The sequence below is a fragment of the Stieleria maiorica genome (assembly GCF_008035925.1).
Classification (GTDB): domain Bacteria; phylum Planctomycetota; class Planctomycetia; order Pirellulales; family Pirellulaceae; genus Stieleria; species Stieleria maiorica.
In genome coordinates this window covers 3,805,337-3,829,073 of sequence record NZ_CP036264.1, presented here as the reverse complement: position 1 = coordinate 3,829,073, position 23,737 = coordinate 3,805,337, and the positions used below count along the sequence as shown (strand labels likewise).

Annotated in this window: 15 protein-coding genes; 13 read left to right on the top strand and 2 right to left on the bottom strand. The window is 58.1% G+C overall.

Annotated elements, in window-relative coordinates:
• The first annotated feature begins 181 nt into the window (after positions 1–181).
• Positions 182–727: an RNA polymerase sigma factor gene (locus Mal15_RS13120; RefSeq protein ID WP_147868182.1), complete on the top strand. Its 546-nt coding sequence runs from the start codon at positions 182–184 to the stop codon at positions 725–727.
• Positions 724–2,010 carry a zf-HC2 domain-containing protein gene (locus tag Mal15_RS13115; RefSeq protein WP_147868181.1) on the top strand — a complete coding sequence of 429 codons (1,287 nt, stop codon included), beginning with the start codon at positions 724–726 and terminating at the stop codon, positions 2,008–2,010. Before Mal15_RS13120 ends, Mal15_RS13115 begins: the two co-directional genes overlap by 4 nt.
• Positions 2,011–2,047: 37 nt before the next feature.
• Here Mal15_RS13115 and Mal15_RS13110 read toward each other — a convergent pair whose 3' ends face one another.
• Positions 2,048–2,662, bottom strand: coding sequence for a response regulator transcription factor (locus Mal15_RS13110; protein ID WP_199773858.1), 615 nt, complete (start codon positions 2,660–2,662; stop codon positions 2,048–2,050).
• 529 nt (positions 2,663–3,191) lie between these two features.
• On the opposite strand from Mal15_RS13110, the gene Mal15_RS34045 reads away from it, so the two are divergent.
• Complete coding sequence (locus Mal15_RS34045; RefSeq protein ID WP_167546779.1) at positions 3,192–3,443, top strand: DUF2513 domain-containing protein; 252 nt, start codon at positions 3,192–3,194, stop codon at positions 3,441–3,443.
• A 45-nt stretch (positions 3,444–3,488) separates the two neighbouring features.
• Here Mal15_RS34045 and Mal15_RS13100 read toward each other — a convergent pair whose 3' ends face one another.
• Positions 3,489–7,694 carry a neutral/alkaline non-lysosomal ceramidase N-terminal domain-containing protein gene (locus tag Mal15_RS13100; RefSeq protein ID WP_167546778.1) on the bottom strand — a complete coding sequence of 1,402 codons (4,206 nt, stop codon included), beginning with the start codon at positions 7,692–7,694 and terminating at the stop codon, positions 3,489–3,491.
• A 146-nt stretch (positions 7,695–7,840) separates the two neighbouring features.
• Between Mal15_RS13100 and Mal15_RS13095 the strand changes: the two genes are divergently transcribed.
• From Mal15_RS13095 to Mal15_RS13050, 10 genes are all read left to right on the top strand, one after another.
• A complete protein-coding gene (locus Mal15_RS13095) occupies positions 7,841–8,410 on the top strand; it encodes an RDD family protein (protein ID WP_167546777.1) in 570 nt (189 codons plus the stop codon).
• Between the two features lie 75 nt (positions 8,411–8,485).
• The gene (locus tag Mal15_RS13090) at positions 8,486–9,547 is read left to right on the top strand and encodes an ABC transporter ATP-binding protein (protein WP_233903432.1); all 1,062 of its coding nucleotides are present in this window, start codon (positions 8,486–8,488) and stop codon (positions 9,545–9,547) included.
• The gene (locus tag Mal15_RS13085; RefSeq protein ID WP_233903431.1) at positions 9,534–10,529 is read left to right on the top strand and encodes an ABC transporter permease subunit; all 996 of its coding nucleotides are present in this window, start codon (positions 9,534–9,536) and stop codon (positions 10,527–10,529) included. Before Mal15_RS13090 ends, Mal15_RS13085 begins: the two co-directional genes overlap by 14 nt.
• Positions 10,530–10,532: 3 nt before the next feature.
• A complete protein-coding gene (locus tag Mal15_RS13080) occupies positions 10,533–11,468 on the top strand; it encodes an ABC transporter ATP-binding protein (RefSeq protein WP_147868177.1) in 936 nt (311 codons plus the stop codon).
• The gene (locus Mal15_RS13075; RefSeq protein WP_147868176.1) at positions 11,465–12,259 is read left to right on the top strand and encodes a hypothetical protein; all 795 of its coding nucleotides are present in this window, start codon (positions 11,465–11,467) and stop codon (positions 12,257–12,259) included. Before Mal15_RS13080 ends, Mal15_RS13075 begins: the two co-directional genes overlap by 4 nt.
• Before the next feature lie 95 nt (positions 12,260–12,354).
• Positions 12,355–14,253, top strand: a complete 1,899-nt coding sequence (locus tag Mal15_RS13070) for a hypothetical protein (protein ID WP_147868175.1) — start codon at positions 12,355–12,357, stop codon at positions 14,251–14,253.
• Between the two features lie 252 nt (positions 14,254–14,505).
• Positions 14,506–16,308, top strand: coding sequence for a serine/threonine protein kinase (locus Mal15_RS13065; protein WP_233903430.1), 1,803 nt, complete (start codon positions 14,506–14,508; stop codon positions 16,306–16,308).
• A 154-nt stretch (positions 16,309–16,462) separates the two neighbouring features.
• Positions 16,463–18,094 carry an acyltransferase family protein gene (locus Mal15_RS13060; RefSeq protein ID WP_147868174.1) on the top strand — a complete coding sequence of 544 codons (1,632 nt, stop codon included), beginning with the start codon at positions 16,463–16,465 and terminating at the stop codon, positions 18,092–18,094.
• Between the two features lie 265 nt (positions 18,095–18,359).
• Positions 18,360–19,142, top strand: a complete 783-nt coding sequence (locus tag Mal15_RS13055; protein WP_147868173.1) for an enoyl-CoA hydratase-related protein — start codon at positions 18,360–18,362, stop codon at positions 19,140–19,142.
• A 226-nt stretch (positions 19,143–19,368) separates the two neighbouring features.
• Positions 19,369–20,637, top strand: coding sequence for a SpoIIE family protein phosphatase (locus tag Mal15_RS13050; protein ID WP_167546775.1), 1,269 nt, complete (start codon positions 19,369–19,371; stop codon positions 20,635–20,637).
• Positions 20,638–23,737 lie beyond the last annotated feature (3,100 nt).

Sequence of the window (23,737 nt, the reverse complement as noted above, 5' to 3'; positions counted from 1 at the left end):
ATTGACCGGTCTGAAGGTAAACTGAGATAACAACCAGTCGCACGGGTAGGGCTGCCGGACCGGAGAAAACCGAGCGTTGGACGTCATAAACAATCTTTTGACATTTTCGCGAAACGCGCCGGTCTGACGGGATGCCTGATCCGTCTGGTAGACAACTGCCCTTCGAACCGATCCCGACGCTTTGACAAAAGACGCCGCCTCGGCGACGCCGTTGCCGAATCATACCGACGAGACCGCACCCGACCGGTTGGATGTCCAACAATGGTACCGACGAATTTATGCGTTCTGTCAGGCGCGACTGATTTGCGACAGTGACAGCGAAGATGCGGCACAGGAGACGTTTGTTCGCGCGATCATCCATCTCCATCGACTTCGAACGCGTGACGCGATCGGCGGATGGCTGCGGCAAATTGCACACAATGTCTGCGTCGACATGATTCGCCGCCAACAGGTCCGTCGCAGTGCCGGAATTGATGTCCAATCAATCCCGACGGAAAACGAAGCGGACGCCCCGGCCGACCGCGACCAGAAGGAACATCTGATGCGACTGATCGCGGCACTCCCTGAACCCCAACGCGAGGTGCTGTTGTTGCACTACTACGACAATCTGACATACGACGAGATTGCAGCGTGGCTGGGCGTCGCCCGATCGACCGTGCACGATCGGCTACACCGCGCAAGGATGAAGCTAAAGGCGGAGTTGACGACAACGGGGGACGCCCCATGAACGACTGTAACGAACTTCAATCCACCTTCAGCGCTTGCTTGGATGGCGAACTCTCGGACCATCAATCGAAACGCATCCAACATCATCTCACCGAATGCGAAGCGTGCCGCCGCCGGTGGGAGTCACTGTCCGGATTGGACCTGCAACTGCAATCATCGCTCCGCCTGGGGCAGATTGATGATGCCGTCGCGGCGATCAACCGTGCCGCAGACCAACGGGCTGCCGAGCAACAGGCTGCCGAGCAATCTGGCGGCGAGAATTCGATCATGGCGGCAACGGACCGACGCCGAAATCCGTGGACATGGACGGTCATCTGGGCCGCGACCGCGGCCAGTGTGCTGATCGGTGTGGTTATCATCGGCAAGCAAACCACTCGGGCTCGGAAAGAGAGGATCCGCGTTCCGGTCAGCGGCGAAGCTCCGATCGTCGCAACCTTGATGCGTGCGACCGGGTCGGTGCAGATCCTAAAGCCGGGCAGCACACAATGGGACACCGTCAAACAAACCGTCGGCGAGCCGATCACGAAAGGATCGCGAGTGCGAACCGATGCGTCCGTTCTGTGTGAATTGCAAACCCCCGACGAGTGTAAGATCCGTTTGAATAAGGCAGGCGAAGTCATCTTGCATGACGCCGCCAAAATCGAATTGGTCGAGGGGCAGGCATGGTTTCGAGCAGCCGAGCAATGCGAAATCAATGTCAACTTCGCGATTCACGATGAAGCATCCTCGATCGCGGCAACGATGGCGTGCCCGAGCGGATCGGAGTTTCAATGTCGCATCGAGTTCGCAAGCGCCTCCTGTGCCTCCCCTTCGCTAACGAACGCGCCGACACAGATGACCGTCGGTGCCAACGGATACGACGTCAGCCCGGGAGAATCGATTTCCATAGACACGAAGCAAAATGTTAAACGAGAGCCGGCGTCGCATTCGGTTGCCAAAGTTTGGCAGCTGCCGCTACTCGCGATCGGTCCTCCGATCGATCGTGAACTGACGGCTGTCATCAATGAGTTGCTGGCGCCGATCGGACGCACCAAAGCCAGACACTTGAACGAAACTCAGATTCGTCGCTTAGGGCCGGAAGGTGCCATTCCGTTGTTGGTCTACGCAGCGACCGAAACGGCACCGGATCAGTTGGTCTTGCGCCAAACCGCCGTCTCGCTGGCGGGTGATCTGGCCGACCATCGATCCACCCAATGGCTGGAGCAGTTGCTGGTCGATCCTGATCCGTATTTATCCGCCCAGGCGGAGAAGACGCTTGAAAGGATTGCCGGCGAGGGTCGCTGAATCGCATCTCGTTTGGCGATTCGTGTCGTCGCTTGCCTCATCCAGAAGGCTTTTCGCAACCTAGACACAGTCGAACGAGTTCAACGTCATTGCCAACCTGCAACTTTTCCAAAACACGCGCGCGATGTTTGGAAACGGTTTGGAATGAGATCCCGAATTCAATCGAAATCTGCTTCAGTGATCGCCCCTGGACCAACAGATCCATGACCTCGCGTTCGCGACTGGTCAACCGCGACACGGCCTCGGACAACGGGTCGCCATGAGACAAAGATTCGCGGGCACGCTTGTCGATCTGAATCGCTTCATTGATCCGGTCCAACAACACCTGATCCTTGACCGGCTTCTGCAAAAAATCGATGGCACCGGCCCGAATGGCGCGCACGCTCATCGGAATATCGCCATGGCCCGATACAAAGATGATCGGCGGAACATAGTCCCACTTCGACAATTCCGTCTGCAATTCCAATCCACTCATGCCGGGCATGCGGACGTCAAAAACCAGACATCCAGGAACCGACGGATCAAACTGATTTAAAAACTCCGACGGCCGATCAAAGGTCTGCACCCGCAGGTTCATGGATTCCACTAAGAATGCCAACGAATGTAGTGATCCCTGATCGTCATCGACAATCACCACGGTCGGTTCGGTCACGACGTCGCTCCTTGATGGATCGGCAATTCCCCGAATCCTTACACGCCCCAATATCCTCAGCAAACATTCGCCTTGGACCAACCTCCGCGAGGTTCAGACTGAAGATAAAATCCTGGAAAAGGGGCGGCAGATAAACACAGGGCGGTTCGTCCCCCGTATTTACTCCGCAGCCTTTAGCACCAACTATACCTTAGCGGCCAACCCCTCCTTTGTGGACACCCTGGCCGCCCGAAGGTCACGGTTTTCACCCAATTGTGTTCAAAATTCGCATGGATTTATGTGCATAGTGTGACTGATAATGCTTGCATCATTCAGTACGAAACTGTTCCTGTGGGTTTTTATTTCCCACAGGCGCACTGGCCTCTGCGGCTTGCCCCTCCGCAGAGGTTTTTTATTGCGCACTGATCGAACGCGGAGGCGACAAAGGCGGCCGATTGATCGCTGGCAGATCGCGGGCTACAACGTTGCGCCGGTGCGTTCGGAGCACCATTTTGCAGAATGTTTTCTCTTCCCCACGGAATCGTTCACGATGAAACGTGACATGGTGCTTGTTCGCAAACTTTTGGATTTTGTCGAAGCCAAAGGGGCGCGTCTGTTCAAAGGGTCCATTCAAATCGAAGGCTACGAGCGGGAACAAATCACGCTGCACCTGTTCTTGCTTGCCGACGCCGGCTTTATCGAACTCGGCCAAGACACGCTTGCCGACAAAGGGCCGCTCGTACTGACCTGGAAGGGCTGTGACTATCTGGATGAGCTGAAGGCAAAAGATCGCGCCGGTTGAGGCCGATGTGGTGGTTGGATCGGCTCAAACCTGGTTCCCTTGCCATCAACGCTGCAAGTAACGAACGATTGCTTGCAGCTGCTGGACGTTGAGCGTCGTTTCAAATCCTTCCGGCATCAGGGACGTTCCGGTGCTTCTGATCCGCTCGATCTGATCACGGCGAATGGTGGTTCGTTTTCCGTCGGCGTGTGCGATCGTCAAACTGCCACCGACTTCAGATTCGATCACGCCGGCCAATGTGCGGCCTTCGTCGGTTTGTATCACGTAGCTTTGGTACTTGGGTTCGACGGCGCGATTCGGATCCAGAATCGCTTCCACAAGAGCCGCGTCGCTGCGATTGGTCAGGTTGTCCAGACTGGCACCGATCGCCACACCGCCGGGGGCCGGCGAATGACACACGCCGCAATGTTTCTCAAACAGCGCGCGTCCGAGCTCAAGTTCCTGTGTCGCCGCAACGTCAGCCGCTGTTTTGCGTGAGGAGAACTTGGCCAGGTAGTCGCGAACGATTTCGCCACGTTCTTTTGAACCACCACTCTGAAAAAGCCGTTGGGCCATCACCCGCATCGAGCGACTTCCGGATTGGAGTAGCTGTTCGCGTGCAGCCAACGAGATCTCATTCGTGCCGATCCGATTGTCTTGCAACGCTTCAAGCAGCCGTTCGGTCGCTTGCCGACTCGCAAGCAATTCAGACACCAGATGGTCGCGAACGGAGATCGAAAAGGACGGCCAGCGATCCATCACTGATTTCAATGTGTCAGGATCGTTTTGCCGCACCAGTCCCGTGACGGCTTCGCATTGGACCGCAGCCGGGGTCGCCGGATCGAGCAAGGACAGCAAGACCGCGGTCCCCGAATTGTCGGCATCGAGATTCAGACCGATCAAGCTGACGGCACGACAACGCATCGACTCGGCTTGATCAACGTCGGCGGCCACACGCTCGGCTTGTTGCTGAAGCGGACGAACCACACTCGCCAGACCGGCACGGCTCTCTTCGGAACGCCCCATCGCGGTCAGAAAACACTCAGCCAGACGAAGCTGTGTTTCAAAACCCAAATGGGGCGAATCCAATCGCGACGCCGCCAAGGATTCGATCGGTTTGCCCTGCTGCTTGGCGGTTGATAAGGCGCTGCCCAACAGTCCGATGCGTTGCTCGGTCAACTGCTCGGGTTGCAGCGACGCTTGGCGAACAATCGCATCGGCGATCGCGGTCGCGTGGGCGCTCGCGGAACTTGCAACGGCATCGGCCAGCCATCGATCAAGATCCGGCCGCGTCGCAATTTTGGCCAGCAGTTCGCCGGCCACTGCTGAATTCGACTCCCCGAGCGCAATCGCTGCCTGGAGTGTTACCGAAGCGTCATCGTGCGTGGTGAGCGCGGCGAGCCGGTCGAGCACGGTGGTCGATCCCGCAAGACGCCGGCCGCTCAACCGCGCCGCGATGATCAGAACCCCGGGGTGGGAATCTGTCAACGCGTCGCCCAACGTCCGATCGTCCAAAGCCCCCACGGTGTCCAGGATGGATAACGCGTGCAACCGGGCAAACGGACTCGTATCGCCCGTCGCCATCGACGTCAATGTGGACAGAATCGCGGTGGTGTCACGATGCAACAAAGTCCGCTGCGCTTGATCGCGCAATGGTCCCACCGGTGATCGCAGCATTTCCACCAAGGCTTCGTCGGGCTGGTTTCGCAACACGGGAATCGATGCGGGATTGATGCCCTTCGGCCGCACTCGATAGATGCGACCGAGCTGCTCCCCGGAGCGCAGGTCCAATCGTTCCTGCCAAGCATCGGGGATCCACTCGGGATGTTCGATGACCTCACGATACATGTCGACGATGTACAACATGCCGTCGGGACCGATCGCAGCACGGACGGGACGAAACCACGGATCGGTCGACGCCAAGAATTCTCGATCGGATTCCGATTCCAAGCGGCGAGCTTGGAACGTTGCGCCGGTGGGCACCAGCGCCGCACGGTGCACCAGGTTGTGAACCGGCTCGCACACAAACGCGACCGCGAGTTCGTTGTCGCCAAAATGTGGCGAGCGTGCAACGATACTGCTGCAGGCCGACGTAAACCGATTGGCGGCGAACAAATCATTGAACCGTTCGGAGGCCGACGTCAGCGGAAAGACGGGCGGGGCGAGCGCAGGCGTGAACAACTGTTGTTTGTTGCTCGCGTAGGAAACGGCAGCGTTGCGTTTGAGGTCTCGTTCCTCGATAGGAAAGTGATACATCGGCAATGAATTGTTGTTGCCGAACCAGCGGCCGAAACTGTCACGGCTGCGGACGAATTGAGTTCGCCCGCTGGTCACGCCGATTCGCCCACTGTCCGGCCAGATTTGGACATCATGGCCGGACGCATCGATCGTCTGACCAGTCCTGACGCTTTGGATCTCCCCCAAGTTATCTCCGGCCGCCAAATGGAGCGAGTGATCCAGTCCGTATGTGAACCCGTTGATGCGGTGTTGTGGGTTGGCCAAGCGGAATCCGCTGTAGATGGTCTGCACATCGTCGGCGTGACCGTCACCGGTGGTATCCCGCGCGAACAAGATGTCCGGTGCCGCGGAGATCAGCACGCCGTCTTTCCAGGGCTGGACGCCGGTTGGAAACGGCAGCCCGTCAAGGAACGTGGTCGCCTGGTCAAACGTCCCATCGCCATCGATGTCGATCAACGACTTGACGCGTCCCCCGTTGCTGCCCTCGGGATAGTCTCCCATTTCGACGACCCACAGGTTTCCATCGTCACCGAAGGCGATGTTGACCGGATCCTGGACCAACGGTTCTGCCGCAACCAGTTCGACATGAAACGCGTCGGCGACGTGAATCGATTGCAGCGCATTGGCGGGGCCGAGCGGTTTCGGTCGTCCGCTGTTGTTGACGACCTCTTCGACGCGTCGAATCAGCAGGTCTTCCGAGCCGGACGCCCAAGGTCCCGGCAGGCCGTAATAGATTCCCGATCGATCGTACTCGTACCCTCCTTCGCCGCGCATCCGCTCGCTGGCGATGTAGCCCAGCACATCGTTGCTGTAGGCAGAAACCCACAGGTCGGAATCATTTAACGTTCGTTTCAGCCTGAGCGCGTAGTCGACCACGACCTCGCCACCTAGGAAGATCATGGTCAGCTGGTCACCGAATTTCCAGGATTGGATCGGCACGGGGTACGTCGCCGGCAACCGCCCTTTCTCTTTCAAAACCTGGAGCATGCGTTCGGCGTGCCGGCGGGTTTGGGGATTTGATTCACCCAACCGCGATTCGAGTTCTTCTTTGGTGGGCAGATCAAACGACAACGCGGCATAGTCGAATCGTGCCTGGACTGTTGCGTCGACCGGTGACAAATCCGATCGCGCGATCCGCCCGACTTCCGCAGCCAGGGTCTGCCCATGCATTTCCGCCATCTGCACGGTGCCTCGAGGATTCGGATTGGCGTCGGCACCACACCCGATCGTGCACAGCGCGACCGCCTCGGGAAACGAAGCTTCGAGTTGCGTGGCGGCATAGCCGGCCCAGTCGGCGTTGATCTTGTAGTAATCGCCTCCGACAGTCGTACAGTGACAGGCGTAGTTGAAGATCAATCCCCGAACCATTCCCTCGGGTGAGGTGATCCTCAACACGGGCACGGAGTGATCGAACGGCCCATCCGACTGCACTCCGAAGCCGCTCCATTTGCCATCGGTCAGGACCCGACGGTTGGCCGCAAACCCAGCCCGCCCGACACCATAGGCCAGTTGTGCCGGTTGCAAATGGTCCCTCGCTGCGGCGACCGACGCGATGATTGCGGCATCCAGCCGTTCAACATACCGGCGTGCTGCGTCAGCTTCCGGTTGTGAAAGCGGCGTGGAAAAGATGTTTGACAGCTGCCCGCCCAAATCGGGGCCGCTGTGGGTGTGCGTGCTGCAAAAGACGAGGCGCTGGCGAGGGATTGCGTGTTTGGATTCGATTTCAGAAGCCAACCGTCGGGTATGGGCGCCAGAGAGTCCGATGTTGTCGATGCTGAGCAAGACCAACGGGGCGTCCTGCGAATCCGCGGTTGACGATTGCAGGCACACCGCGCGGACGAACAAGGGCGTGTCGATCCCTTCGCTGGGATGATCACGATTGCCGTAGCCGGACATCCGCAACGGCTCGGTCGGCGTCACGTCCAGTTTGGCAAACCCGGCCTGCCACGTCGTCGCCGCCGGGCAGTCCGTCGCGTAATGCAACGCCAATTCGGCGATAAAAATGCCCCACAGTAGACATCGCAATGATTTCATTGGTTTTGCTTTTTTCGTCCAAGAATCATGAAAGAGAGCCTGCCATCTTAGCCGACGTCGCAGGTTTGATTGGCATCGGGCGGGCAGACTCGCTAGACTTTTCGTTTGCATTCCCGCCACCCGGGCCGCCGACGCAGTCACCGCACATGAATGATCCATCAGCAGGCAACGATCCGGTCAATCCTTACGCGCCGACCGCGCATCCGTCGCAGACCGACGCGTTTGTCGATCACAACGCGCCGCCCGAATTGGCCAGTCGCCTCTCCCGTCTGGGTGCCGTGATCGTCGACGGGTTTCTGATGATGTTCATCATTTTCCCGCTGCAGATCGTGACGGACTTCATCGGCCGGGCCGCGACGGGGGAGGTCAGCGTATTGGAGCAACTGGCGATGTCGTTGGCCGGCATGCTGGTGTATCTGTTGCTGAACGGGTACCTGCTGGCAACGCGGGGACAATCGATCGGCAAACTGGCTGCGGGCATTCGGATCGTGGATGCCAAGACAAATGAATTGATCTCGTTCATGCGGATCTACGTCTATCGCTACCTCTGGACCGTCCCCTTCACCATCGCCGTCCTGTTGATCCCCGGCTACACCGACGACCAATTGGTCAATTTGGTTTTCCTGTTTGACGCGATCCTGATTTTTCGATCCGACAAACGTTGCCTGCACGATTTGATCGCGGGGTCAAAAGTGGTCAAGGTGGTCCGGGCATGAGCGCTCTGCCTGGTTATTTCTTGCCTTCACTTGCCAAGCATTGAACAGCACGGTCGAATGGATCCGGCGCGAGCGTTGTCAGTTGTTCAAGGCACCCCGCACCGCGTCCATGTTCCCCTGCAGCGAGACGGCACACTGGAACCGATCATCGAAATCGACAACGTCTCCAAACGATACGGGGACATCGAAGCGTTGCGGGATGTGTCGCTGCGCATTCCCCCGGGCGTGACAGGGCTGCTGGGCCCGAACGGATCGGGCAAAAGCACGCTGATCAAAGCGCTGTTGGGGTTGCTGCACACCCAAGCCGGCAACGGACGCGTGCTGGATTACAAATGGCCGCGCGAGACCAAAGCGATTCGCGATTCGATCGGCTACTTGCCCGAAGACGATTGCTACATCGCGGGGCTGGAAGGCATCGAATCGGTTTCCTTGATGGCACAGCTGTCGGGATTGCCTGGTCGAGAGGGTCTGCGGCGCAGTCACGAGATGATGGATTTTTGCGGATTCGGCGAAGAACGCTACCGGGAGGTCGAATCGTATTCCACCGGGATGCGTCAGAAGCTGAAATTCGCTCAGGCGTTGGTCCACGATCCGCCGCTGTTGATTCTGGATGAACCGACGACGGGTTTGGATCCCGATCAACGCGTCGCCATGTTGCGGCGGATTCGCAACCTGTCGACGCGTCACGGCAAGTCGATCATCTTGTCGACGCACATTCTGCCGGACGTCCGATCGGTTTGCGACCATGTGGTGATCTTGGTGCAGGGGACCGTCCGCGTGATCGACACGTTGGAGAACTTGAGCCGTCCGATCGAACCGACGATGCACGTCTCGGTCATCGGTGATCACGCCGCGTTTGCCCGTCGCGTCGTGTCGGAAGGGCATCGTGTGGAGTGGCAAGCGAAATCGGGAACACTTCGCATCAGCGGGATCCAACCCGAGCAAACGCCATTGTTGTGGCATTGGGCGGCGGAATGTGACACGGCGATCGGACGGTTGGAACCGGCCGTCAACTCACTGGAGCAGATCTTCATCGACGTTGCCTCGGGAACGATGACGGCGGGCATTTCGGCGACAGCAGGAGCTTCAGCAGACCGAACCGTTCAGACTGCGGAGGCCCGTCGTGCCAGTCCATGATTTGGGGTACCGCAATTGGTCCGGGGCCCGTGCCGACCAACTGCTCCGTCCACTGGTGATCGCCCGTGGCGGGGTGGCGTTGATCTTGAAGCGGCGTTGGCTGCGGATCCTGCTGGTGTTGGCCTGGCTTCCGGTGATGTTGCCGGCAGTGGGGATTTTTGCGTTCGAGTTTTCGTCGACCGAACCGGACATGCAAGAATTGATCGTCAACGTGGTGCGTCGCCCGCTTGCGCGCCCCGATTTGGCGGCAATGATCCTGGACGACATGGACGCGGCCCGGCATGAAGTCTGGTCGACGATGATCCTGGCCTATTTCCGGTATCCCCAGCTGTTCACGATGGTCGGATTGGTCGGTCTGATCGCTCCCCTGTTGGTCTCCTATGACCTCCGCACCAAAGCCTACTTGATGTACTTTTCGCGGCCGCTGTCGCCGACGCAATATATCGTCGGCAAATCGGCGGTGATCTGGTTTTTCCTGGCGGCGGTGACCACGGTACCGGCGTTGTTGTTGTACGTCTTGGGCGTGTTGCTCTCGCCGGACCTGTCGGTGATTTCGCAAACCTGGGACATCCCGCTGCGAATCTTGGCCGCCTCGGTCGTCTTGGTGCTGCCGACGACGACGTTGGCCGTCGTGTATTCGTCGCTGACGGCGGAGAGTCGTTATGCGACGTTTGCCTGGTTCGCCACCTGGGCGATGGGGTTTGTGGCCTATCAATTCTTGACGTTCACGACCGCGGCGATGTCCGGCCGGCGCCCCCCTCGCCGCCGCCGCGGGCCGATCAACTGGGAAGAGTACGGCGTGGATCTGGATCGCTGGCGACTCCTGTCTCCCTACCATACGCTGGGCAAAGTTGAATCCTGGGTGTTCGGACTGGACACCACATCGGCAAGCGTGTTGCCAGCCATCGGCGTCCTGGTGGGAATCACGGTGATCGGATTTTGGATCGTGCACCGACGGATCGTCGCGAGGCTGAGTATTTGAGCGATGATCGAATTGAATCAAGTCACCAAGATGTACGGGAACGTCGTTGGCGTCAACGATTTGAAAGTCAATTTGGAATCGGGAGCCTACGGTCTGATCGGTCCCAATGGTTCGGGGAAGACGACACTGATCAATCTGTTGATCGGCCACTTTCGTCCCACCTTGGGAACCGTGCGCGTCTTTGGAAAGAACCCGATTCGACACCGAACCATTCTGCGCGACATCGGCCTCTGTCCGGCCTCGGACGTCTTGTACCCCAACGTGTCCGCCTATGAATGGGTCAAGTACCTTGTTCGCTTGCACGGCATCAGCCGCCGCGAAAGCCGCGTGCTGGCTGAACAGGCGTTGGAGATCGTGGGCATGAGCGACGCGATGCACCGCCCGATGGGAACCTATTCGCTGGGGATGCGACAGCGCACCAAGATCGCCCAAGCGATCGCGCACCAACCGAGTCTGTTGATCCTGGACGAACCCTACAACGGACTGGATCCGGTCGGCCGAGCCGACATGACCGCGGTCCTGAAGGCGTGGACCGGCCAGGGACGCGGATTATTGTTCGCCAGCCACGTGCTGCAAGAGATCGAAGCGGTCACCTCCTCATTCCTGTTGATCTACGGCGGACGTTTGTTGGCAAACGGGACAGCCGATGAAATCGAATCGATCCTGGCCGATACGCCGCAACAGGTCCGCGTGATCGGCCCGGACGCCGCTCGGCTGGTGCGTCACCTGGCAGACGTTCCATGGGTCGATTCGCTTTCGTTGTCGGCCGGTCGGACGGAATTGAAGGTCTCGCTGCGGGATCCCGGCGCGTTCTATCGACAGTTGCCACATTGGATCCGCAGCGAAAGCCTGTCGATCGAGCGTTTGCAGGCTTCCAATGGCAATCTGGAGGCGTTGTTCGAATCGCTGTTAAAGCACCACCGGGGAGAAACGCCTTGAACAAGCTGACTCTGCCGATCGAAGTGATGCTGTTCGAGCTTCGCCGCTCGCGAACGCTCGGGCGAATCGCGATTTGGTTTCTGCTGGTCGCATTTCCGGTGGCGATCGTCACGGCGGTTCATTTGATCACACAGTACGAACGGGGTGATGAATACGTCGCGGATGAGTTCATCGAGCCGTTGGGGATGGCGATGTACTTTTTGATCCCCGAAGTCAGTTGCTTACTGGGCTTGCTGTTGTGGGCGACACCGGCGATCAGCACGGAGATTGAAGGGCAAACCTGGGTCTATTTGACGCTGCGGTCGTCGGGCCGCAGGATGGTGCTGGTGGGCAAGTACATGACGTCGGTCGTCTGGACGCTTTCGGCTTCACTTGCCGCGGTGGCGTTGTGCACGTTGGTGGTGGGGCCGACGATCGGATCCGAATTGTGGTGGGTGCTCACGAAACTGGTGGTGTTGTCGTGTTTCGTCCACGCCGCGTTGTATCTGCTGATCGGCACACTGTTTTACCGCCGTACGATGGTCGCCGCGGTGGCGTACACTGTGGTTGTGGAGTACGTCGTCGCGTTCATCCCGGCATTGGTGAACAAGTTCACGATCAACTATCGTCTGCGCGGCCTGTTGGCCGATTGGATGCAATGGGAGGACGCCCGCAGCCAAGCGGAGAACGTCTTTGGTAACGAACCGGCAGCAACCCACCTGCAGCTGCTCGGTGTGATGGTCGTCCTGTTCCTCGGACTCGCTCTCTATCGAGTCGAACACACCGAATACCCGACTCAGCAAGAGGCCTGATTGCGGCGAAGACCGTCAGGAGTTTTTTAACCGTACGTTCCAGCTACACTGACCGGACTATCCATTCGAACTCATTCCCGTTGGACCTGAAGCTCATGCGACGTCTCCTTGGATTGATCTTCGCCTGCACCTTCATCGGGCAGGCGTTCGCGGAAACCGGTGATCCTCAAATCCGAACGGATCACCCCTGGTACCCCGGCGAGCTGGCGATATCAACCTTCGATCGGTTGTTCCAGACCCAGGCCGAGGTCTACCGGCGTGTCACAGGACGCCCCGTTGAGACGGACGAGGACCAGGCACTGGCGTCTTGGCTGTGGCGAAACACGCACTATTGGCACGCCGAGGCAGGCCGCCGCGACCTTTGGGGGGATGGATTTGAATCGCAACACGATCTTCGGCTGCGCGAGTACTGGAATGGGCTGTTCGGATTCGGCTTTGGACTTTGCGGAACCACTCATTCTCAGTGGACGGCCGAGTTTGAACATCGTCTGGGGCACGGACGAGCCCGCGGAGTCGGGGCGTCGGCACACAACGCATTCGAAGTTTTTCTTACCGGTGGAGCATATCGCGATGGGCGCTGGGCGCTGGTGGATCACGACTTATCGACGGTTATCTTTGATCCCAGCGGCACGCGGTTGATGGGGCTGGGTGAAATCCAAGCAGAAGTGGACCGGTTGATTGATCGGAATTATTTGCCCCAGCGGCAGCGAGGCTGGCTGGTTTGCGGGCTGCATCCGGACGACGGAAATTCGTATCGACGGTACGCCGTCGCGGAGTACTTGGCCGGTTACGCGGGGCCTCCACCGATGATTGCTCTGCGGCGAGGCGAATCGTTTCGGCGGTACTTTCAGCCCGGCCTGGAAGACGGCAAAACCTTCGTCTTCTGGGGACGCAACTACAACGCCGACGGAATTCCCGGTCCGCATCGCTCGCGTACCTGGGTCAACCAACCCGACCTGATGCACGGTTCAACCAGCGGGACAGCGCACCGTGACGGACAGGTCCGCTACGCCAACGTGGTGTCGATTTACCGTCCCGATTTTTCCACCGTCGACTACCGCGAGGGGATCGTTCAGGAAAGTGCGGACGAGCTCGTATTCGAATTCCAGACCCCGTATGTGATCGGCGCATCGCCACCCAGTGACGATGCCTGGGGGATTTACCAGCCGGGCTGTACGGGCGGACTCGTGCTCCGCGGCAACCTCGATTGCCCGGTCGCAGTCTCTTGCGACGCCGGTCGGACCTGGTCAACCGAGCATACCTTTGTCGACGGATTGGATCTGACCGATCTGGTCAAAGGCCGCTCGAACTATTGGGTACGCTTCGCAGCGGACCGCAGCGACTTGCTCGACTCCGGTTTGGAGATCCGCACCGTCTGTCAGGCGAACGTTGCCGTGTTGCCTCGATTGAAGGACAACGGAACAACCGTGAGCTTCGCATCGAGCGGTCGCAGGGTGCGCTCACTCGGTCCGGAAATCGACTTGGCAAAATCCTTCGTCGCCGAAGGAGGTTTTGGTGAAACCACAGTCTCACTCGAAGTCCGCAGCGATCGCCCTGTCGTCCAGGTCTATGCGGCAGCCCACGTCGCATCGGGCAGCCCCCCAGACCCAACCGTTCGCTATCAGATCGATTTTAGCGTCGACGGCGGCAAACAGTTTCAACCGATCGTCAAGGACTGGACCGTTCCGCGACGCGGCAACGAGCCGAGTGATTTTTGGTCCCAGAGTTTTTGTTATGGATCGGCCGATGTGTCGGATCCGGCACGCAACCTACAAATTCGATTCCATAACAGCGGAGGCAAACGGTACCTTCGCGCCGAAGCTCATCTGATCGAAAAGACGAATTCCGACGATCCGGTGCGGGTGACGTACGACTGGGTCGATTCGTCGGGTGGTCACCAACAGTCACACGTGTTTGAAGGCGTGGGGACGTGGAAACTGGACACGGCACAGGAGGTTCGTACACGCTGGGTCGAATTCGCGACCGTCCCGTGAACGCTGACCGTTTGTCGCATCGCCGGAGAAGACGTCCGAAGAGCTGAACGGGTTTTTGAACCGTCAAAGTTTTTTCTCATTTTGCTGTCGGGCAGTCGCGAGAAACAGCGGTTGCTAGATTAGCGGGACAGCGCCGCGATGAGGTAGCGACGCTCGATGCGAGCGTGGAAAACGCCGGAAACCCGCCCTCTGGCGCACTTAGCTACCCAAATTTAAATCGAGAAAAACGTCATCAGGAATTGCTCGAAGCCGATGAATGTTCGCCAGAAAAAACTGCCTCTTTCTGCCCTGGAACGGATCGACGATCGCTGCGCCGATTTCGAACGCCGATGGCAATCCGACCAGCCACCGACGATCGAATCGGTGCTCGCGGACAACGTTCCCGACGAAGAACAAGAGTTGCTGCTGGCAGAACTGGTCGTGCTGGAAATCGACTATCGGCGACGTCGTGGCGACAGTCCGACGAAACAGGAATACCTAGATCGATTCCCTGCTCATGCCGGTGCCATCCACGACGCACTGGATGACGACGACAAACCAAACGCTCCGTTCGCACCGCCGACCGTGGCGCGTTTGTCTGAGCTCTTTCCGACACTGGAGATCATCGAGCTGCTTGGTGCCGGGGGAATGGGGGCTGTCTACAAGGCACGCCAGGAAGGTCTGGATCGCTTGGTCGCCCTGAAGATTTTGCCGGAAGAATTCGCCCATGACGTGAAGTTCGCGCTCCGGTTCACTCGCGAAGCCCGCACGCTGGCAAAGCTGAACCATCCCAACATCGTCTCGGTATTCGAATTCGGAAAGGTCCAAGACACGTTTTACTTTTTGATGGAGTTTGTGGACGGACCGACGCTTCGCGACGTCGTCCGCGCCGGGCAGTTGTCTCCCGAGCACGCGCTTTCGATCGTGCCGCATCTATGCGACGCGTTGCAGTTTGCCCACGACAAGGGCGTGATCCACCGCGACATCAAGCCGGAAAACATCCTGATGGCGAAAGATGGTTCGGTGAAGATCGCCGACTTCGGTCTGTCGCGGATCCTGGGCAGTGAAAACCAGCCGACGGAGCTGACCGGGACGCATCAGGTCATGGGGACGCCGCGGTACATGGCCCCGGAACAATTCGAAGGGGCTCGCGGTGTGGACCACCGGGCCGACATCTATTCATTGGGCGTCGTCTTTTATGAGATGCTGACCGGTGAGTTACCGATCGGACGGTTCGCGGTACCGTCACGCAAGGTCGCGATCGATGTGCGGCTGGACGACGTGGTCCTGCGGACGCTTGAAAAGGAACCGCAGCGTCGGTACCAACGTGCGAGCCAGATTAAGTCGGATATCCAAAGCATTGCGTCGACGGACAACCCGGCATTCGCCCCCACCATGGTCCACGGTGACGTCGGCGATGTCAGCGGGCCGGCCGAAAACACGCCGACGATGGCGCCGACGATCACGCCGTCGACGGCTAGCTTGGAACAGCAGGAACTGGCCGGCCGGCTGTTGTTGACGCGGCGTGACTTGATGGACCGCATCCGAACGTCTCTGCGGCCGCTGTTTCGCGGGCAGGTGATTCAGATTTTGGTCGGGGTAGGCATCATCGTCTTGGGAGCTCAATGCTGGGCCCGCAACACCAGCCTGATGCCTCAAGTGGTTTGCGGAGCGATTCTGCACGTTTATGGGATTTTGGTGATCGCCGCCGCGGCTGCGGTCTGCACCCGAATCAACCGAATCGACTATTCAAAGCCCATTGACCAGGTCCGCAGCAAGATTGACGCGGTTAAAGGCATCTATTTGAAAGTCGCCCCACTGATCGGTTTCCCATGGTGGCTGATGTGGATTCCGGCGACGGTTGCGATCGGATTCGATGTCGTCCTGCATCCCAATTCATTGATTCCATCGATCGTGCTCGGGGTGGTCGGCTTGGCCATCTCGTGTTGGTTGTATGTGCGAGTCCAGCGTCGCGACCGGCCATCGGCCCAGGCATGGCGAGAACGTTTTGCCGGGAACAGCATTGCCAATGCGTATTTAGTTCTTCACGAGATCGAACAGGCTCAGATTCGCTGACGCGAGTCGCCAGCCGAGCCGAAAACGTCGCAACCTTCGCCAGAAGGTCGGTCCCTAACGTTTCCCACTCACTAACCAGGAGTCAGTCATCAGCACTTCATTGGAAACCATCGTCAGTGAAAGACCACTGGAGGGCGGGTCAGAAACGGCGACATTGAACGCGACAGAGTCGGTTCAGCCGACCATCGACCGGCGTCACGACTTAGACGCGTTGCGGGCGATCGCAATGTTGTTGGGGATCGTCCTGCACGCCGCGCTTTCGTTCGCGCCGATCCCGTGGACGGTCAACGACTCCCAGCAAAGTGAAGTCTATTCGGTGTTGTTCGCGGCGATCCATGGCTTTCGCATGCCGCTGTTCTTCATGTTGAGTGGTTTTTTCACGGCGATGCTGTGGCGAAAACGCGGACTTGGGGGGCTGATCAAACAACGACTGAAACGCATCGCCCTGCCGCTGGGGATTGGGTGCCTGACCATCGTGCCGGCGATGTGGGCGGTCAGCTATTTCGTCAGTCGTCCGTCGGCGGCGGGCGCGGAAAACGCCGTCGTCTGGGAAGCCGTCGTCGCGGGCGATACCCAGCGCGTTCGCACGGCGATCGGGGCGGATGAGATTGATGCGCAGGCGGTCAGCCCGGACGGCGCGTCGCTGTTGACCGTCGCCGTCTTCCTGGGACACACGGAAATGGTCGAGATGCTGTTAGACGAGGGAGCGGACGTCCAGCAGCGAAACGGCGATCAGGGGACGGCGCTGCACAGTGCGGCGTTCATCGGCCGCGCCGAGGAGGCCGCGATGCTGCTGCGTGCCGGAGCGGATGCCGATGCGATGGACGCCCGCGGCCAAACCCCAAAAGATCTGTTGAAGATTGATTTTGGCACGACAAACTTCATCGCGACGTCATTCGGACTCTCGCTTGACGAAGCGGCACTCAAAGCCGGCCGCGCGAAGATCGCGAAACAGCTTGGCACCGAGGACTACCTAGGGTCGGATTCCGGAGGTTCGGAAAACTCCGCCTGGCAAATGCTTGAAGGGCTACTGTTTCAGATGCCCGTGTTCATGCACCTGTGGTTCCTCTGGTTCCTCTGTTGGCTGGTCGCGGCGTTTGTGGTTTACGCATCCCTGGCCGACGTGTTGAAAGTGCGCAAGGTGCCTGCGTTTCTGGTGAGTTCGCCGGCCAGTTTGCTGTGGCTGATTCCGCTGACCATGGTGCCTTTCGCGTTCATGAATCCAGCGATCTTCGGCCCGGATCCGTCGATCGGACTGCTGCCCATTCCGAGTGTGTTGGTGTTCTATGCCGTGTTCTTTTTCTTCGGCGCACTTTACTTTGACATGGACGACCACGAGGGGCGACTGGGACGCGGCTGGTTGATCATTTTGCCGATCGCGCTGCTGGTTGTTTTTCCGATCGGGCTGGATTTGGTCTCGGGCAGCTTCGGGATCGTGCCCCAACTGAACGACCCGGCGTTGAATTCACTTGCAGCCAACTTCCTGCAGGCCCTGTTTGCATGGCTGATGACGTTCGGATCGATCGGCGTGTGCCGGCGACTCCTATCACGTGAAAGCAAGACGATGCGTTACATCTCGGACTCGTCGTACTGGTTGTATTTGATTCACCTGCCACTGGTCCTACTGGCTCAGTGGTACGTTCGCGATCTTTCCGCGCCCGCCATCGTCAAGCTCGTGGCGATCTGCATCGTTGTCTCCGCAGTGTTGTTGGTGACCTACCAGTACGCAGTTCGTTACACCGTGATCGGCCGAACTCTGAACGGCCCGCGGGCGAGGACGACTTAGGCGGCCTGTTGGCATCAGGCGGATTTGCGTGGGGCAAAACGATGGGGGCAAAACGATCATAGCCAAGTATTGTGTTGCCCCATCGTACTGCTGTTCCTGCGAGGATAACGCAGTTCTGGTGCAGTGGGACCAATATAGGACACAGGGGACTTATGGGTCGCCGATGTCCTGTTGGTCCCATCGATTGTGGCCCGCTTCTCCGTAGCTGCTAAAATTGATCAAGTCTTCGAAAAACATCTCGGCCGACCGATCAGGGGAACCGACCATGAGTTATCAGGACATCCTGTTGAAGGTAGAAGCTGGCGTGGCAACGATCACGATCAATCGGCCACAGGTATACAACGCGTTTCGAGGCGAAACCTGTGAGGAGCTGATCGACGCGCTCAGGCGTGTCGCGTGGGATGATTCGATCGGCGTGATTGTTTTGACCGGCGCCGGTGAAAAGGCGTTCTGCACCGGCGGTGACCAATCCGCGCATGAAGGCCAGTTCAAGGGCCGCGGAACGATCGGATTGCCGCTGGAGGAATTGCAGGCGGCCATCCGTGATGCCCCCAAGCCCGTGATCGCCAGGGTTCAAGGTTATGCGATCGGTGGCGGCAACGTCCTGGCACTGCTGTGCGACCTGACGATTGCGGGGGAATCCGCGGTCTTTGGACAGGTCGGTCCGAAGGTTGGCTCGGTCGACCCTGGGTTTGGGACCGCCTACATGGCACGCGTGATCGGCGAAAAGCGTGCCCGGGAGGTGTGGTTTTTGTGCCGTCAGTATTCGGGTGCCGAAGCGGTCCGCATGGGACTGGCAAATGTCGTTGTGCCCGACGCCGAATTGGACGACGAAGTGCAACGTTGGTGTTTGGAAATCTTGGAAAAAAGTCCCACGGCACTGGCCATTGCCAAAGGCTCCTTCAATGCCGACACCGCACACATCGGCGGCCTTTCAGCGATGGGCATGCGGGCGGTCAAACTGTTTTATGAAACCGACGAATCACAAGAAGGCGTGCGGGCGTTCAAAGACAAACGCAAGCCGGACTTCGGCAAGTATCGAAGCTAGATCGGATGCGTCGGATTGACGCGCGGAGTTCCGAAAGACCACCACAGAGGGTATAATTGTACACCATGCGACTGATTCGGAAAATCACCACTTGGAATTGGGTGAGTTTCCGCAAGTCCTACGATCGAGGTCGAATGCGATGCTGGCCATCCAATCCCGGTCCGGAGCTGCAAGGCATGGCGCCGATGCGATACGGTTCCGTACGCATTTCTGGGGTTTGGTGGGGATGTGGACCACGGCGGCGGCCTGTTCGCTGGCATGGAATCTTCGCGAACAGCGACAGAACATCTATGAAATCGGCCGCAACAATGCGGAAACGGCCTACGAGAAAGATCTCCTGTACCGTCGCTGGCTGGCCGAACACGGTGGTGTCTACGTTTGGGTGACCGACAAGACTCAGCCCAATGTTTACCTTTCCACCCGACCGCGCCGCGAGGTCGCCACGCCACAGGGAACGTTGACGCTGATCAATCCGGCCACCGCGACGCGTCAAGTCTTTGAAATGCAATCGGAAGTGTTGGGCGTGCGAAGCCACCTGACCAGCCTGCGCCCGATCAACCCTCTGAACGCGCCGGATCCTTGGGAGTCGGACGCGCTACAATTGTTGGAATCGGGCGACACCGAAGTGTGCAGTGTGGAACCGATGGGCGGCAAGAGCTACCTGCGATTGATGCGTCCGCTCGTGACCGAACGGCAGTGCTTGGAGTGTCACGTCGAACAGGGCTACAAGGTGGGCGATCTTCGCGGTGGCATCAGTGTCTCGGTGCCCATGCAACCGCTCTGGAATGCAGCCTGGATGGAGACCATCGCGGTGTGTACGGGGCACAGTTTACTGTGGCTGATCGGATTGTTGGGAATCGCACTGGGCACGCGGCGTCATCGCAAGGAGGTGGAAAGCCGTTTGGTTGCGGAACAGGAGCTGAGGGAGAAAGAGCTCCGCTTGACCACCTTCGCCGAACGGCATGCTCGCTTGAAAGCGGAGCGGGAAAACTTGGAAACGCAGGCCCAACTGCGAGTGGCAGGGACGATTCAGCAAAGGCTGCTGCCCGGTTCGGCGCCGGTGATTGCAGGGGTGGACCTTGCCGGGCTGTCGAAACCGGCCGAAGTCACCAGCGGCGACTTCTATGACTTCATCGCGATGCCCGACGGATGCCTGGGGATCGTCATCGCGGACGTCAGCGGCCATGGGACCGGCCCGGCACTCTTGGCAACCGAAACCTGTGCCTATCTCCGCGCACTAATGGAAACGCACACCGATGTCGGTGAAATCTTGACGCGTTTGAACAAGTTGTTGGCGTTGGACTTCGAAGACGGCTATTTTGCAACGCTGTTTCTGGGACGTTTCGATCCGACCGATCGGTGCTTCGTTTATGCCGGCGCCGGACATCAAAGCCATTTGTTGGACACCGACGGCACGTTTGTGACGCTGGAGTCCACGGGGTTGCCGCTGGGACTGTTCGACGACATGACCGCCGTGGTCTTGAAAATTGAATAGCCCTCGCCCGGTAGCCAATGCCGCTGCCGTTCGAATCACCCGAAACTGTGCAACCACGTAATTTGGCGAAGTAAGGAGTACTTAATAGGTTTGACAAACCATATACGGTTCATCGGTCCCTCAGTCCAATCAACGATCGTCGACGACACGTCGTCCGATACTTCGATTTGGAGCCACGTCCAAACTAAAGTTGAGCGATCGCGCACTGAGTCGGATACCGGCACGAGCATCACCGAGATCGTTGACGCAATCAGCCGCGACATCGATCCAATTGCACAATCCTTCGTTGACACTTGATCCATTCTTCGCCTGGATTCCTTCGGACAAATTCCCTGCAATCGCATGTCGCGAGTCGCAAATTTGCCCTCCGATTCTATTGGAAACAGCTAAGTCGCATGATGGATTCGACGAAAGTGATTGCTACAGCGTTCGCAAGAAACGCAATCCGAATTGGCCATAGTCTTGTCCGTCGACATCGCCATCTCCGTCGAAGTCAAAGATCGGGTCAAACCGTGGATCACCACTGGTTCGCAGGAAGGTGAGGCCGAACCGGCCGTAGTCCTGGCCATCGACGTCCCCATCTCCGTCGCTGTCACCAAAGAAGCGAAAGAAATGATCCACATAATCGGTACCGGCCCCCGACCCGCCGTCGAGCGGCAGACCTTCTGAAGAGACTTTGTCCGCATCGATGACCAGTTGGTAATGACCATCGAGCAGGCTACCAGCTATCGTCTGTTCCCCCCAAAACTCCAACTCCACCCTGGTGTTCCCATTGATGTCGCAATAGTGCTTGACGCGTGCGTCGACGCGACCACCAGCGGTTCCCAATTTCGTCACCGCGATCGCGTCTGAATCAATGTTGACCAATTTGTCAAATGTAACCGTGATTGTTCGGACGGACGAGCGTTGCCCGTTCGCATTGTCGATCTCAACAGACAGAACTTTAGCGGCACGGGGCAGGGCCCGCATCGTCGCTGACAACGTCAGTGGCCGCGGTTGAAAGTTGCCGTTGACTTGAAGGTCAATGAATCTCGCTCCGCCACCTTCCGGAAACGCTTGCAACTCGATACGAACCGAATCACCGGGGTAGATGACTTGCTTTTGTAACGGTCCGCCCGACAGCGAAACACCGTTGAAGGTCACATCAAATTCATCGATGTTTGAACCGGTCAGATGCAGCTCCTCAATGTCGGCAGGACCGGTACCGGTATTCTCAAGTGTGAACCAATGGAGTTCGCTGTTCTTGGAATCCGCCGTACGATTGTCAAAACGGACGTATCGGTCATCGCTGACACCACTTGAATCGGTGACAATCAACTCGGCAAACGTTTCAATCGTCACCTGCTGATCAACGTACGCAGCGATCGGCGGATTCACGCCATCGCGAATCACCGAGTAAACGTGATAGGTTCCCGATCGCAGGCCGTACGGTTGCCAATGATAGGACCGGTCCGTCTCGCCAAGATTGCGGGCAATTTCATATCCATCAAACCCATCACGATCAGCATCGAGATAAAAACTGACCAGAGCGTTTGAGTCTGGGTCCGTCAGCTGAAAACTCAGATTAATGGATCCGTCAGGCATCGTCGTCGGAGGATCGATTTGCAAGCTGGGGGGCGTATCGTCAACAAAGTAGGATGTCTGAAGGTTCAGGTCACCTCCGATAAAATCAATCTCCCACGTCCGCACGGAACTGGAATCCTGTTGGATCTCCAAGACGCGCACCGTTTCCCCGACAATTTTTGTGCTTAACGCGATGTCCGGATGATTGTCAAATTGGTTTTGAAGAATGACGGTTCCGTCGGGTTTGCGAATCCGCAGTTGGCGTGTACCGACAGGTGACTCGGATTGAATGACGACGGCTGTCCGGCCGGATAGGTTGGGCGCGGAATGCTTTGTTGCGAGATCAGCCGTGGATGCCACCGTTTCCTCCCGCATGCCAAGCCAATAGTCGAATGTGCCATCGAATCGAGCTTCGAATCCAAGATCGAACCATCCCACATCCGACGCCTCGACTCTCAAATATTCATTGCTCCGATTGTTCGTATCGTCGGTGACGTATAGCGTTGTGGTATAGACCGAAGGATCAAAGTCGACGAACGGGATGATCTGGGCGATGTCGACGACCAACTGATCTCTCAAACGCAGTTCGTCTCTATCGGAGGCACTATTCATCACGATTTGTGCCTCGCCGTGAATCACACCGCCAAGCAACTCGACAGTCCCCTCGATGACCGAACGCTGCTGCTCCGGATCGATGTTGACCGAACCAGCACCGTGTGCAAGTCGGAAAACCGGCGCATCATTGAATTCAGCAAGAACGAGACTAAATTCTGCCTCGGCATCGGAAAAGTCAATGAACCAGCGATCGTCGGCTTTGTAGATCTCAACCGTCAGTTCACCGCTAAGTTTCGCCAGTGCGACGCTCAAACTAAGGCTTCCCGTCCATCGTTCGAGTTGCTCGGGGAATTCGAGTTCAACCTCAGGAAGAAAAGTCAGTTCACCGATACCGGTAAGCCTAAGCTTTTCAGGGAGCTGACCTGGTTGGGGTTCAACGGAAAAGAAACGTGTCAAGTTTCCGACCTCAAGCCCAGCCTTGGAAAGGAACAGGCCGGACGTAAAGATCGGCCACGGTTTTTCGGGGGTGATCTCGACTCGTGCGGAATAGATTTGACTGGCTCGGAATTCAACCTCGCCGCGCAGATCGGCGAACGGAAAGTCGAATGTAACGCCGGCCTTCACACCATGTTGGGGCGTACGTTCGAGTTGCAACTTCTTTAGCGAAAACGGCAGGAAAGGCGCTTTGATCTCATCTATCACTAGTTTATCGAGCGTCGGATCGACGGGTTCGATGCCCAAGATTTGAGGAAGCGTCTGCCCAAAATTCGTTCGTGCAAACTCGGCGGTCCCTCGAAAAACCAGCATCGCGGGCTGGAATCGGCGTCCTGAAATGGACACTCCGGCCTCGTCAGCGGCTCCGAAGGCGATCTGTGCCGCCAGCAGAACTCCGTAGTATTCGTAACTGGTGTAGTGAAACCAGAAACTATTGAGCGACTCGATACTGAGATCGCCCGGGGTGACACCTGGATTACAGCGAACA